At 32.0% G+C, this 14,504-nt stretch carries 10 protein-coding genes and 1 tRNA gene; 3 read left to right on the top strand and 8 right to left on the bottom strand.

Annotated elements, in window-relative coordinates; genetic code table 11:
• Nucleotides 1-11 precede the first annotated feature (11 nt).
• Entirely contained in the window at nucleotides 12-1,181 is a 1,170-nt protein-coding gene (locus ROY99_09985; protein ID MDT3696706.1) for an acyl-CoA dehydrogenase family protein, read from the bottom strand.
• A 235-nt stretch (nucleotides 1,182-1,416) separates the two neighbouring features.
• Between ROY99_09985 and ROY99_09980 the strand changes: the two genes are divergently transcribed.
• A tRNA-Ser gene (locus tag ROY99_09980) sits at nucleotides 1,417-1,506 on the top strand.
• Nucleotides 1,507-1,801: 295 nt separating this feature from the next.
• On the opposite strand, the gene ROY99_09975 is transcribed toward ROY99_09980, so the two are convergent.
• The gene (locus ROY99_09975) at nucleotides 1,802-3,259 is read right to left on the bottom strand and encodes an alpha/beta hydrolase-fold protein (protein ID MDT3696705.1); all 1,458 of its coding nucleotides are present in this window, start codon (nucleotides 3,257-3,259) and stop codon (nucleotides 1,802-1,804) included.
• Nucleotides 3,260-3,446: 187 nt separating this feature from the next.
• On the opposite strand from ROY99_09975, the gene ROY99_09970 reads away from it, so the two are divergent.
• Nucleotides 3,447-5,222: a L,D-transpeptidase family protein gene (locus ROY99_09970; protein ID MDT3696704.1), complete on the top strand. Its 1,776-nt coding sequence runs from the start codon at nucleotides 3,447-3,449 to the stop codon at nucleotides 5,220-5,222.
• A 147-nt stretch (nucleotides 5,223-5,369) separates the two neighbouring features.
• Nucleotides 5,370-6,092 (top strand): hypothetical protein, encoded by a 723-nt coding sequence (locus ROY99_09965; protein ID MDT3696703.1) that lies wholly within the window; start codon nucleotides 5,370-5,372, stop codon nucleotides 6,090-6,092.
• Between the two features lie 242 nt (nucleotides 6,093-6,334).
• On the opposite strand, the gene ROY99_09960 is transcribed toward ROY99_09965, so the two are convergent.
• The 6 genes from ROY99_09960 to ROY99_09935 all read right to left on the bottom strand — a co-directional run bounded on the left by ROY99_09960 (nucleotide 6,335) and on the right by ROY99_09935 (nucleotide 14,481).
• Nucleotides 6,335-6,952, bottom strand: coding sequence for an HD domain-containing protein (locus tag ROY99_09960; protein MDT3696702.1), 618 nt, complete (start codon nucleotides 6,950-6,952; stop codon nucleotides 6,335-6,337).
• Nucleotides 6,953-7,198: 246 nt separating this feature from the next.
• On the bottom strand, nucleotides 7,199-9,460 hold the full coding sequence (pta, locus tag ROY99_09955; GenBank protein ID MDT3696701.1) for a phosphate acetyltransferase: 2,262 nt from the start codon (nucleotides 9,458-9,460) through the stop codon (nucleotides 7,199-7,201).
• Nucleotides 9,461-9,843: 383 nt separating this feature from the next.
• Nucleotides 9,844-11,208 carry a hypothetical protein gene (locus ROY99_09950; protein MDT3696700.1) on the bottom strand — a complete coding sequence of 455 codons (1,365 nt, stop codon included), beginning with the start codon at nucleotides 11,206-11,208 and terminating at the stop codon, nucleotides 9,844-9,846.
• Nucleotides 11,209-11,342: 134 nt separating this feature from the next.
• The gene (locus ROY99_09945; GenBank protein ID MDT3696699.1) at nucleotides 11,343-12,479 is read right to left on the bottom strand and encodes a glycosyltransferase; all 1,137 of its coding nucleotides are present in this window, start codon (nucleotides 12,477-12,479) and stop codon (nucleotides 11,343-11,345) included.
• Complete coding sequence (locus ROY99_09940) at nucleotides 12,472-13,461, bottom strand: lysylphosphatidylglycerol synthase transmembrane domain-containing protein (protein MDT3696698.1); 990 nt, start codon at nucleotides 13,459-13,461, stop codon at nucleotides 12,472-12,474. The genes ROY99_09945 and ROY99_09940 overlap by 8 nt, the downstream gene beginning before the upstream one ends.
• Before the next feature lie 3 nt (nucleotides 13,462-13,464).
• On the bottom strand, nucleotides 13,465-14,481 hold the full coding sequence (locus tag ROY99_09935) for a radical SAM protein (GenBank protein ID MDT3696697.1): 1,017 nt from the start codon (nucleotides 14,479-14,481) through the stop codon (nucleotides 13,465-13,467).
• Nucleotides 14,482-14,504: the final 23 nt, after the last annotated feature.

The raw sequence follows: 14,504 nt of genomic DNA, 5'->3' as shown, positions 1-14,504 counted from the left end.
AAAATATTAAATTAATCGAAAGCAGAAAAACCAGTGATGTCTTCTCCGATAATCAGAGTGTGCATTTCATGTGTTCCTTCATAAGTTATCACCGATTCTAAATTAGCAGCGTGCCGCATAACTGGATATTCATCTAAGATACCATTTGCTCCCAGAATTTGTCGTGATTCACGTGCAATATCCAGAGCAATTTTACAATTATTCCTTTTTGCCATAGAAACCTGTGTGTGTTTTAACTGCGCATTATCTTTTAGCCTTCCAAGTTGTAGATTCAATAATTGAGCTTTAGTAATTTCTGTAACCATTTGAACTAACTTAGCTTGTGTAATTTGATATGAAGCTATAGGTTTGCTGAATTGGATTCTTGATTTGGCATAATTTAATGCTGAATCGTAACAAGCCATCATAGAACCAACAACACCCCAGGCTATACCATATCTCGCTTGATTAAGGCACATTAATGCGTTTTTTAGACCTTCAGTTTTAGGGAGCAAGTTAGAATCCGGAACAAAAACATTATCAAAAATAAGTTCTGAAGTAATCGAAGCTCTAAGTGAATGTTTTCGTTTCATTTCCGGAGCTGTAAATCCTTTCATTCCTTTTTCTACTAAAAAACCTTTAACAACACCATCTAATTTTGCCCATACAACAGCAACATCAGCAATTGTTCCATTGGTTATCCACATTTTTGCACCATTGAGTAGATAGCCGCCATCAGTTTTATCTGCTTTGGTAATCATCCCGCCTGGGTTAGAACCATAATCTGGTTCAGTTAAACCAAAACATCCTATTTTATTTGCACTAGCTAATAATGGGAGCCATTTATCCTTTTGCTCTTCACTGCCAAATGAAAAAATAGGATACATTACAAGTGCACTTTGTACTGAAGCAAAACTTCTTATTCCACTATCTCCCCTTTCAAGTTCTTGCATAATCAAGCCATAGGCAACATTGTTCAGTTCAGCACAGCCGTATTTTGAAGGTAATGTAGGTCCAAACAATCCCATTTCTGCCATTTTTGGAATGAGTTGTTCTGGAAATTTTGACTCTCTGTTGTATTCTTCAATTATTGGAATTACTTGTTCAGTTACGAAATCCCTTACTGTATCTCTTATCAATAATTCTTCTTCTGATAAGAGAGAATCAATGTTAAAATAGTCAACTCCATTAAACGTATTCATCTATACTTTCTTAATTATTTGATTAGTAAAATTATTAAAAGGCTTGTAGAGAAACAATTATTTTACACTCGCTAAATTATACAAATTTTGAAGTAATAATCTGAAGTAAATTACCGAAACAGATAGAACTCCAACAATCGATTAGAAAGAAAGAAATAAAACATAAAACTTATTATTAACCAGTTTTTAATAAACCTAATTAAGTATTATCTTTGCCCTGTCAATTTTTCAGTCTGGAGAGGTGGGTGAGTGGCTGAAACCAACGGTTTGCTAAACCGTCGTACTGTGTAAAGCGGTACCGAGGGTTCGAATCCCTCCCTCTCCGCGAAAGCTTCTCTTTTGAGAAGCTTTTTTTTATCTATCGACAAGTTTTTACCAAAGTCTTATTAGTCTCTATTCCCGCAGGCATTAATAAGGGTATACACTGATCTAAAAAGAATGATCTAAAGCACTTAATACTGGCTTATCCAGTTAGACAAAAAGATAAGCCACTAGATATTAATTTATTCTGAAGAATTCCCAACCTGATCCGAAGAAATGAAGAGAGAAAAATTTTTATGAAATCATAAACGTCACGGAGCGTCCATGACGTCCAGGAAATGCGATATGATTCAGCTTATTTACTTCAATAATATCATCTGCTTAGTATCTATAAACTCGTCTGCTTTTAATTGATAATAATAAACTCCACTTGCTAAACCAGTGGGATTGAATTCAGTTGTAAAACTACCTGCATTTTGTTCTTTGTTTACCAACGTTGCAACTTCTTTTCCAATCACATCATATACTTTAAGTGTTACAAAACAACTCTTCGGTAACTGATAGTTAATCACCGTACGAGGATTGAACGGGTTTGGATAATTTTGGAATAATCTATATTGATTAATCACTAATTCATTTGAATGAATAACATCTGATGAAGAATTGGGAAAAAAGAATTCAAGTATTCTATCTATAGATGCTCTCCATAATCCCCAACTATGCCCTTCTGGTCTTTCAAGCCAGTCAATTTCATATTGATTTGAAATCAAAAAATCACGAAAAGATCTCATATTAGAGAACAGACTTTCATAGGTTCCCCAAACAGCACTCCATTTAATATTTTTGATTGGACCATTAATAATCAGATTATATACCTCATAATTATTTGGCCAGAATGCACCTGAATGCAGTCCACACAAACCAAATACTTCAGGATAATTATAACTTATCAGAGCAGAAATATTACCGCCAAATGAATCACCCATAACTAATCTTTTATCAGATGAAGGAATAGTTTTGTAAGTATTATCAATATAAGGAACTAATTCATTCACAAAGAATAATTGATATTGATTTCTTTTATTGCCTGCATATTCTTCATTCCTGTTATTTGGTGTAACAAAGACTGCTATCAGTTTTTCAATTTTTGCGCTGTCGATCAGATTATCAATGACATTAACTGCTCTTCCAAGTGATATGTATTCCGAACCATCCTGAAAATAGGCAACAGGATATTTTGTTTGTGAAAGTGTATCATAACCCGGTGGCAGATAAATTGTGATCTGATAATTTGTGCCGACATTAGAACTGAACAGAGTTTTATATGTCAGGCTGCCGTGTTGAACAGAACTCTGATAATTTATTTCCCACGGCTGAACATAAAGAGGCATTGACAATTCAGAGTTTGGACCAAAACCTCCAGCACAAGTATTAGGATTTTCCGGATCTAAAATCCAATTGCTGTTATTAAGGACAAATTTGTAATCAAGCCTGGCATCTTCTTCAAATACGACAGAACGATACCATAAGTTTGTTTGATAAATTCTTGTAAGCGGCCAGGAATTAGTATTCCAGCCGTTAAAATCTCCTGCCGCAGCAACCGAATTTGTATTACCTAAATACAAAAAGTTTGCAGTTGAATCTTCAATAAATGGTATTCCTACAGTACGGGCATAAATCATAAAACTATCAACTGCTGCATTTTTTTGAGTTGGGTCTGTTAATGAATTTACATGGCTCAGAAATTGCTGAAATTGACTTTGTGAGTAAATATCAAATGAAATTATCAATGTTATTATAATGTATTTTTTAAGCATTGTTTAACCTTTTATTGTTAGCTTTTTTCGATTGATGTTTTTAACATAAATTAAAATTAAATGATCTCTGATACAAAATTTAATGATTATACTTTTTAATTGAGGTTTTTTATCCTCTCTTTAATAATTTAGTTAGTCATTTTAATAATTAATCCATTATCAAGATAGAAATAAAATTATTCATTTTATGACAAAAAATATTGGCAAACGAAATATACATTTTGTAATTATTATCATATTAATACTTTTTACCTTGCCTTTCCTTAGTTGCGATAATAAAGCTCCTGAACAGAGTATTGACGAGAAACTTGGCTTCGATCCAAAATTGTTTGAACAAAATCTAAAAGATGCATTAATTTTTAATTCGTGGATTAAAGCCGGAAATATTAATGTCGAGTCAATTGACACATTAGAATCATTATATGCTTCAAAAAATTATAAGGCTCTGCTAATTAATTCTCTAGAATCTAAACCTATAATAGACTCAATAATTGACATAATTGGAAAAGCAGAATTACATGGATTAAATCCCGAACGATACAATTTTAGTATTATTAAGAATTTATTTGAATCATCTTTTAATGCTGCACTTAATCCGGAACAAAGGATAAAGCAATTAGCTCAGTCTGAGGTGTTACTTATTGATGCAATTATAAAATTCTCTACTGATATGAGACATGGAGTCTTGAATCCCCGCATCCTTTATGAAAAAACTCATTTCCTTCCCGTAAATGATTCATTAAATACAAAATATTTAGAGCCTGTAAAACAAAATAATATCCTTGCATATCTTAAAAATATTCAACCTAAAAGTGTTATCTACAAAAATCTTCAACAATCTTTATTAAAGTTTAAGCAAATGGAATCGTTAGAATGGAAGCAGATTCCATTAACTGATAAGAAAATTGAAGTTGGTCAAAGTTCTGAGAATATTCCTGCTATATATAACAAATTGGTTGATTTGGGATTACTTGATACAGCACTGTACAAAACTAATGATCCGACAGTTTATGATTCTGTTTTGGCTAATTCAGTAAAAATATTTCAGAAAATAAACGGACTTGCCAATGATGGTGTAATTGGAAAAGGAACTATCGAAAGATTTAATATAACACCAAAACAATATGTTGAAAAAATAAAATTAAACTTAGAAAGATTGAGATGGTCTGATTACAGTGATACTGCAAAATATATTTTTGTAAATATCCCGGACTTTAGTGTAACCGCAGTTGAAAATCAAAAACCATTATTCGAAATTAAGGCGTGTACAGGCAGAAAAAACAATTGGCAGACAGTAACGCTTTATGGTCAATTATCTTATTTTGTTTTAAATCCAACCTGGTCTGTACCAAGAAGTATAATTAAAGAAGAAATTGTAAATGGTTTAAGAAATGATTCAAGTTATCTTAAAAAAAGAAATTTTAGAGTTTATAAAGCTGGTGAGCGGATTGATTTAGACGGATTAACAGCAAAAGATCTTTCTTCCTCAAACAGCTATACTTTAATTCAGGATCCAGGTGCTGGAAACGCACTCGGCAAAATTAAATTTATGTTTACAAATCCATTTGGTATTTATCTGCACGATACACCAACCAGAGCCCCATTTGGATATGTTAATCGTGCTGTAAGTCATGGTTGCGTAAGAGTGGAAAAGCCTATGAAACTTGCTGAGTATTTGCTTAACAATAATTCAAATTGGAATCTTGACTTTCTTAAAATTGAAATAGGTCAAAAAGTTGATGACCCAATGACAAAAAACGAATTTGCCAGAGTACGTGATTCGCTTAGAAAAGGAAATAGCTATGGTGTAACAACTGAAGTAAAGCTTACAAAAAAAATCCCATTATTTATTGATTATTATACAACCTGGGTCGATGAAGATGGATTTTTTAATTATCGGGATGATGTTTATTCAAGAGATGCGATCCTCTTGGAGAATCTCAAACCTGCTATGAGTAAGTAATCAATGTTGTGATTCAAAGAAATATTGGTTCTCAGCTCAGTTATTTCCTTAAACAAAGATTTTTTTTTAGATTTATTTTTTCTAATGATTACTTGAATAATGTTCCTTATTTTTCGCCAGTAATATTTTAAAATGAATGGAGAAATAATGAACAAACTACTATCAGCCTTCTTACTCATATCTTTTTTTGCAGTCATAACCGCATGCGGAAATAAAGAAGAATCTGAAAATCAAATGCCTAATATGAATGATCAAAACATTATGAGAACAAATGTTCATAATGTACTTGTTGAAGAAAAAATTGACGCATCTACTTATAGCTATCTTAAAGTAAATGAAAATAATAATTCATATTGGATTGCAGTTAATAAAATGGATATAAATCCCGGCGAATATCTGATGTTTTCACAAGCTATGGAAATGCAGAATTTTAAGAGTGAATCTTTAAATAAAACATTTGATAAAATTTTATTTGTAGATGATGCAAGAAAAAGTGAGAGTAATACTGACTTAAAATCGCCTCATCAAAATATTGCTGCTGGTAAAGATGAATCTATTAATATTTCCAAATTGAAAGATGGATACACTGTTGAACAAATTTACCAGAAGAAAGATGAGCTGGAGTTTAAAATAGTTAAAGTTAAAGGTAAAGTTGTTAAGGTTAATGAAAATATAATGGGCACTAATTGGATTCATATTCAAGATGGTACAGGATCAAATGGTACACATGATCTGCTTTTAACTTCCAATCAATCTGTTAAGGCAGGCTCAACTATTATAGCTGAAGGTAAGGTTATAAAGGATAAAGATTTTGGCTCAGGATATTATTATAATGTTCTTTTAGAAAATAGTAAAATAACAGTAGAGTAATATATAGGGAGTGTAAAAATTCGAGTCTGTAAAATAATTTGGGGAGTAGAAATAATTCTGTGTAAATGGTTAAAGTAAGAGATTAGCTAAGTGCTTTTAGTAAAATTTATTCTGATAAAAACCGGCGTACAACGAAAATTTGTTTATCTCTATTTTAATCATTTATGCTCCCCTGTTTAGATGCTATTTAAACTCATAAAGATTTAGATTCTTTTAGCTGATTTTCAAATTGCTGATATTTTTTATTTAACCTGTGCTTCAATTTCTTTTATACTTTTTTCAATAATCGTCCGATTAATATTTTTCTGAAATCCATATTCCTTCTGAGCAGAAACAGTAAAGAAGTGATGCTTTGTTATAAAATCCAATGAGATTTTCAACCATTCAAGTTCATTTGTTTTTTTTATTCCCTTAATCTCTAACTCTTTACGCAATAGTTTACTTTTAGTTTCCATATTAGGCAACCCCAGATGATGTAAATCAGCATCGCAAATAATCTCTTCCAATTTGTTCTTAGGATTTTGAGGACATTCAGTTGCTTTGATACAACTAAGTACTATTTCTGTTTTATCAGCAGGATAAGACTCTTTATCTAAAAATTCCTTTGCATATTCTGAGCTTTGTTCTTCATGTCCATTGCAACAATTGAAATAACCAGTATCATGAAACCAGGCTGCAATAACAAGAATTACCTGATCACTTTCAGTAATACCTTCAAGTTTAGAAAGCTTCTTAACTGTTTCTACTACTTCGATAGTGTGTATAATATTATGATAGAGATCTTCTTGTGCTGACCTATTGCTATAAAGATCCTTAACATAAAATTCAACTTTATCTATTATGTTATTCTCAGTAATCATTTATCTCAAGTAAAACGATAGTTATGAGCTTACAATAATTATCTAAATTAATTTAATTTGTTTTATTTGTGCCTCGAAATTAGAGTTTTAGAATGCTGTAAACGGTGATAATTATCACAAAATTAAAGTCAAGTGCTATGAGCGGTTTAACTGATATAAAGGATGACAGAAAAAGTTATTTTATGATTGGATGTTCAAACTATATCGCGGGTGAATTTTTAATTCACCCGCGATATTAAGTAAGTTTTATCTCTTTAATGAGTTTTGATGAGCTTCAACAACAGCGATTGCAGTCATATTGTAAATATCATCAACTGATGCTCCACGCTGTAAAACATGAACCGGTTTTTTCATTCCCATTAAGATAGGACCAATAACTGTTGCCTGTCCAATTCTTGCCATAAGTTTATAAGCAATATTTGCTGAGCTTAGATCAGGAAAGATTAACACATTTGCGCCGCCTTTAATATTGGTAAACGGAAAAGTTTTTTCCAGTATTTCCGGAACAACTGCAGTATCAGCCTGCATTTCTCCATCAATAATCAGATCAGGCATTTTTGCTTTTACAATCTTAACTGCTTCTTTTACTTTAGTTGATTCAGGATATGGTGCACTGCCAAAGTTGCTGAAAGACAGCATCGCTATCTTTGGATCCACATCAAAAGCCTTAACTGTTTCAGCAGCTGAGACTGCAATTTCCGCAAGTTGTTCGGAATTCGGATTAATATTTACTGTACAATCGGCAAAGAAATAAGTTTCTTTTTTGGCAATAACAATATAAAGTCCTGAAACTATCTTTAACCCTTCTTTAACACCAATACATTGTAATGCAGGTCTAATAGTATTTGGATAGCTTGTTGTATAACCACTTATCATAGCATCGACTTCGTCCAGCTCAACCATCATAGCACCATAATAATTTGGTTTTTTAATCAGATTTTTTGCATCCCATAAAGTTGCGCCTCTTCTCTGACGTTTCTTAAAAAATGCTTCTGCATAAATATCACACTTTTTACAATCTTCCGGATCAATAATCTGAAATTCATTTATATCGTAACCAATTCTTTCAATCTCACTTTTAATAAACTTTTCATTACCAAGTAAAACTGGTTTTGCTATTCCATCCTGTGCAACAGTATGAGCAGCTCTGATAATATTTTCTTCTTCACCTTCAGGATAGACCACTTTCTTAGGATACTTCTGAGATTTATGAATCATCACTCTTATTATCTCTTTTGATAATCCAAGCCTCTCTTTTAATTCTTCTTCATACTTAACCCAATCAACTTCAGTAATTTTCGCAACTCCGGTTTCAATTGCAGCTTTAGCAACAGCAGGTGCAACATACCACAAAACTCTTGGATCAAAAGGTTTGGGAATAATATAGTCTCTGCCAAACTCAAACTCTTCTCCGCCATAAGCTCTGATAACCATTTCAGGAACTTTTTCTTTCGCTAATTTTGAAAGTGCTAATGTAGCAGCTAATTTCATTTCATCATTAATTTGAGTAGCTCGTACATCTAATGCACCGCGAAAAATAAATGGAAATCCTAACACATTATTTACCTGATTTGGAAAATCACTTCTGCCTGTAGCCATAATCAGGTCTTTTCTTACAGACATCGCATCATCATAAGTAATTTCAGGGTCAGGATTAGCCATAGCAAAAATTATTGGATCTGGAGCCATTGTTTTAACCCAATCTTTTTGCACAACATTGCCCACCGAAAGACCAATGAAAACATCCGCACCTTTGAATGCTTCTTCCAAAGAATCATATCCTTTTTCCTGAGCAAATTCTTCTTTGTATTTGTTCAGATCTTTTCTTCCCTTAGTAATACAACCTTTAGAATCAAACATATAAATGTTTTCTCTTTTTGCACCCGCCCTTACATAATGTTTACAACAAGAAATAGCTGATGCTCCTGCACCATTAACAACAATCCTAATCTTATCAAGTTTCTTTCCAGCAACCTCAACAGCATTTATTAGAGCAGCACAGGAAATAATTGCTGTTCCATGCTGATCATCATGAAAGACAGGGATATTCATTGTTGCTTTTAATGTTTCTTCAATTTCAAAACATTCAGGTGCTTTAATATCTTCAAGATTTATCCCGCCAAAGGTTGGTTCAAGTATTTGTGTTAATCGTATTATTTCCTTTGGGTCGTGCGAATTAACTTCGATATCAAACACATCTATATCAGCAAACCTTTTAAAGAGAACTCCTTTCCCCTCCATAACAGGTTTACCAGCTTCAGGACCAATATCTCCTAAGCCTAGTACTGCAGTACCATTGGAAAGAACAGCAACAAGATTACCTTTAGCTGTGTATTTATAAACTTCTTCAACGTTTTTATGAATTTCCCTGCAAGGCTCAGCTACACCAGGAGTATAAGCCATTGAAAGATCTCTTGCAGTTAAACAGGGCTTTGTTGGTACAACTTCTATCTTACCCTTCCGGTCAGAACTATGGTATTGAAGCGACTCTTCTTTTGTGAGTTTCATTTTTCTCTCCTGTCATATTTTGATAATTGATAGTTAAAATTTTTAGATACAAAGTTATATGATAATTCAATGTGAGTTAAAACTGCACACTCAGATAATTCTGCTTTAGTGTTAAGGAAATGATGAATAATTGATTTCAAAATTTCACCTGCAGCTTATATTATATCTATATCTGCAAAACTTATGCTTACAAATATTTGTTATTCCAAAATTAGTGAAAAATTAAATTTTGTACTCATCAATTTTAAAAAAGATTAATTATTTATTCATTTAAGTATAGGATACGATTTTCTTGGACAACTTGAATTTATTTATAAGATAAAAAAAAACGGCTCCGGTAATACCGGAACCGCTTGTTTTATGGAGAGTGAGCTTTTCGCAGGTTATCTGCTTTTTGTTCTGTTATTATTTACATTTTCTCTTGTATTATTTCTAGTTTCATTACGATTACCCGAATCATTTTTTCTTATCTCGGTGTTTTTTGTAGTATTAGAATTCACCTGATTTCTATTTTCATTAACCCTGGTTTCATTCTTTTGTTCAATTTTTCTTTCTGTATTTTGCTTATAGACTTCAGTGTTCGATCGCTTGTCATCTTTCCGAACATTATTATTATTATCAACAGTTCTTTCTTCACGATTAACATTCTGATTTCTCTTAATTTGCTCATTTCGAATAATCTCATCGTTTCTTTTAGTTACTTCATTATTTCTATTTTCAATCTCAGAGAATCTTTTTTCAATTTTCTGTCTTTCCTGAAGTCTCTTTTCATCTTCAACACGATTCTTGTTTATATCGTTTCTGGTTCTGTCAGTATTATTTCTATTTATCTCTACTGTTCGCTCTTTTTCAACTTTTCGGTTCTCTTTTACTTTTCTCTCATTATTTCTGTCAGTTGTTCTCTCTTTTCCTAGTTCAATTCTTGACGTCTCAAGAGAAGACTTTCTATCACTTTTTTCGATCCTAACATCTTTTAATCCATCTCTTGAAAGATCTCTTTCATCAGCAAAATACGTTCTGACCTCTCTTTCTTTTGTATTTCCATTTCTTTGTCTGTTTAGTTCATTAGGATCTCTGACTGCAACCAGATTTCTCTTTTCAATTGTTCTTCCTACTTTTTCTCTCAATCTATCGAAATCAATTCCATTATTTCTAACTCTTCCATCATAATAAGAATAGTTTGTTCTAACTTTTGTACGGTTGTAAACCCTATACTTATATTTTGGAGCAACATAATAATTGTAAACATTGTTTTCACAGAATCTGTTGTATTTTACATAGTTCCAATAATTGTAAGGAACATAATAGTCGTAGGTATAATGAATGCCAATGTTTATATAAAATACTGCATAAGGTGATAAAGGAGCCCATCCTACATAATCATCATCGTATCTCCAATCAACCCAGGCAGGAGCCCATTCGTAATCAGGGATCCATATCCATCCGTAATAATCATCATAATACCATCTTCCATAATGATAAACTATAAATCCAAATGGTTCATAAGAATCCCAATACCATCCGTAATTTGTATAAACCCATTGACCATAATAATAAGGCGACCAATTTTTTCTGATTATTGTCGGACGCCAAACCGGAGTTCCAAATCCAATATCAATCCAGGTTCCGTGTGTTCTGAGTGATGTGTAGAAATACCCATCTACTCTTTTGGCATAATCAGTAGCTGCATTAGAATAGTTACTAATACCAAAGATTATGATTGCTGTAATTATGATTAACTTTTTCATGACAATCTCCTTTCTGTCAACAATTATCAGCCAAGCTTTATGCCACTAAAATAGTTTTGATTTGCATCAGAATAATAGAATTGATCAAATGATTGTACAATTGAATATACAGTTATGTATAAGCCGCCTTTATTTTATCGTTTGATCTTGCGGTTTTTCCAATTCAGATTACCAAACATACCCATGAATCCAGCAGTTAAAATGTATGGCACCTGCAATAATTCTGTAATTAAAAATGGTTTAAGTATAGTAGGATTAAACAACCTTTTTGTTCCCTTCAATATGATAAAATATTCAAATAGCATTTTGAACAAGACAGATATTCCTAAAGAAATAAAAAATACTTTTGAAAATATAATCCCTAAAACAGGCTGTACAATCAATGAGAGGTAAAATAGAAATATCAACACCAGTCTTATGATCAGAGCTTTATTATTATAAAAAAGTCCTTTGCTTGCCCATCTTTTTCTTTGTGCATAAAAATCACCCACGGTTGGATTTGCATCAGTTGAAACCAAAGCCTTTTTATCATAAGCAAATTTTATCCGATACTCTGTATCTTTATGAATCTTCTGCATTAACAACTCATCATCCCCTGAAGATAAACTCATCTGATAAATGAATCCTCCAACCTTATAAAACACATTTCTTCTGTACGCAATGTTAGCTGCATTACATATAGTTGGATTGCCTGAACCGATTAATCCTGCACCAGCAATTACAAGTCCTGCAAATTCTAATCTCTGCATTTTGTTAAATAGTGAACCATTTGATTTAAACTCAACCGGACCAGATATAAATGCAGTATCATCGTCAAAATATTTCAATAAATTTGCTAACCATTCTTCTGAATGAATGCAATCAGCATCAGTTGTAACTATTATCTCACCTTTTGATTGCTCAATTCCAAATCTTATTGCCCGTTTTTTATGAGCTGAAACAGAATAATCATTAGGTACTGTAAATACTTTAACATTTTTTTGAGGTGATAATGATTCTAAAATCTTAAGTGAATTATCTTCAGACAAATCGTTTACAAAAAGTATTTCATATTTATCAGTTGGGTAATTCTGTTTAGTTAAATTATGATAGGTTTGTGCAATATTTTCTTCTTCATTCCTGAAAGGAACTATAATAGAAACAAACTCGCTTAATCCTTTAGCTGACAGATTACTTTCTAGTTTGTTTAGACCAAATAATATTTTAAGAAGAAAATATATATAGTGTATGAGTAAAATAAGGATAAGAGGAATTACTATTAACTCAATCATTGTTTCTCTTCAACAGTAAAATCAAGCCCAGCAATGAGGGTAATAATAAATTGATCAAAAAAAGAAAAATAGAAGCATTAAATCCTGTTGACGCAGTTCCGCCAAATTGTTTTATAAAATAAACTGACGCACCTTCTCGAATTCCTAATTCTCCGAATGAAACCGGCGGAATAATTGTTTTGGCAAACATTACAAGATTACCAGCCCAAATGTAGTGTAAAAAACTATGTTGATTTGAGAAAGCTGCAGCAAGAAAAGCAAACTGAATAATAAAGCAACTATAAAGCAAGAATGAGGCAAATATCATCTTAACTGCATATTTTTTGTCAAGCAAATGGAAATGTTTAATCTTTGCGAAAAACCATTTGAACTTCTTTGAATTACTGATTTTTCTAAAAAGAAAATTATTCCAAAACTCTGCATTAAAAATCAGCATTATTACCAGATAGAACAGGATAAAGACTGTTAAAAACAAACTAATAGTTATGTAGTAGGTTATGTTATAATAATAGTGCAAAAAAAGGATGCTTGATAAGGAGCCGATAAAAGCTACCATTATCAGAAGGAACAGTTTATCCAGAAAGGTTGCTATAGTTACTGTTAATAACGATTTATCTTTATATGCTAACGCTCTTCCAATATACTCACCTGTTCTAGCTGGTGTAAAAACTCCGGCTGAAAAACCATAAAATAATGATAGCCAGATTTTAGAGTTTTTATTTTCCTGCAGAATTACATTTGATGTTAGTTTCCACTTATAAAACTGAAGCCAAATATTTAATATGCTTAAAGCAAAGGCAATTGATAATAAAACTATATCAGCATTTTGAATTGCTGAGACAATTTCGTTTAAGTTTACTGAGTTTATTAAATAATATAATAATCCTAAGGCAATTGCTGCTTTAGCGATAATTGCAATAACATTTTTATATCGTTGTATAAAAATGTTTTTATTAACAATATCTTTTACAACTTCAACCAATTCTTATTGCTCAATTTCAAAAATATTTACTTTTAATCCTTCAGTACAGTTTCTGCAGATATCATTCCCGCTTCTGTTTAGGAGCACAGACTTTCTGAATTGCTGATATTGATCTGATGTCCAAATATCAGAAAAACTTTTTCCATTTAGAATTCCAAGTGTATGTTTTGCATCTTTATCAAAGCAGCAAGGAACAACTCTGCCATCCCAGGTAATTACTGAAGTTCTCCACAAAGCAAAACAATGATTCTTTAATCCATTTTTCATTTCGAATGATTCATCCCCAATTTTATACCTTCGGTATTTTGGATTGGAAGGCAGAAATTTTATGGCGTTTTCGTAAGATGATATTTGCATTGTTTTGAACACTAATTTATCTACACCAACATCGTTACAATATTTTTTTACATCCTCAAGTTGATGTTCATTTTGTTTCATTACAATAAACTGAAATTCCACAAATGGTTTTTTTTGTTTAAGTTTGTTTCGTTTTCTAATTAATAATCTTAAACCTTCATCAGCTTGCTTAAATGTACCGCCGACTCTGTAATTTTGATAACTTTTTTCATCAAGACCATCAACTGAGTAAATAAGCTTATCCGGCGCATTAGCAAGAATATGATCTATATTTTTTTCATTTATAAAGTGTCCATTAGTACTTATAGAAATATAAACTTTACAATCCTGTGCATATTTTATCATCTCGGGTAAATGTTTGTTAATGTAAGGTTCACCCTGAAAAAAAAGCTGAACATAAAATCCTTTATCTTTAATTTGATCAATCCAGTTTTTGAAATCATCAGGTTTCAACAGGCCAAGCGGACGCGTTAACGAGCCAAGTCCTGATGGACATTCAGGGCATTTTAAATTACAATGATTTGTTGGCTCGATTGAATAAGAAAGAGGCATTCCCCAGACAATTGGTCTGCGGAATAACTTGGAAAGATTGAATGATAAAATTATGCTTACTGCATTTATCAATCTCTTGAGAGTAAAATATTTAAAGAAATTTATTTCCAAATAATACCTGATTTTTCAGTTGA

Source organism: Ignavibacterium sp. (assembly GCA_032027145.1).
In the GTDB taxonomy this organism is placed as follows: domain Bacteria; phylum Bacteroidota; class Ignavibacteria; order Ignavibacteriales; family Ignavibacteriaceae; genus IGN3.
This window is presented reverse-complemented; position numbering and strand designations above follow the sequence as displayed.

Bases quoted from the DNA above. Each gene is read 5' to 3' on its own strand.
- ROY99_09985 (MDT3696706.1), bottom strand. From the start codon at position 1,181: ATGAATACGTTTAATGGAGTTGACTATTTTAACATTGATTCTCTCTTA.
- ROY99_09975 (MDT3696705.1), bottom strand. From the start codon at position 3,259: ATGCTTAAAAAATACATTATAATAACATTGATAATTTCATTTGATATT.
- ROY99_09970 (MDT3696704.1), top strand. From the start codon at position 3,447: ATGACAAAAAATATTGGCAAACGAAATATACATTTTGTAATTATTATC.
- ROY99_09965 (MDT3696703.1), top strand. From the start codon at position 5,370: ATGAACAAACTACTATCAGCCTTCTTACTCATATCTTTTTTTGCAGTC.
- ROY99_09960 (MDT3696702.1), bottom strand. From the start codon at position 6,952: ATGATTACTGAGAATAACATAATAGATAAAGTTGAATTTTATGTTAAG.
- pta (MDT3696701.1), bottom strand. From the start codon at position 9,460: ATGAAACTCACAAAAGAAGAGTCGCTTCAATACCATAGTTCTGACCGG.
- ROY99_09950 (MDT3696700.1), bottom strand. From the start codon at position 11,208: ATGAAAAAGTTAATCATAATTACAGCAATCATAATCTTTGGTATTAGT.
- ROY99_09945 (MDT3696699.1), bottom strand. From the start codon at position 12,479: ATGATTGAGTTAATAGTAATTCCTCTTATCCTTATTTTACTCATACAC.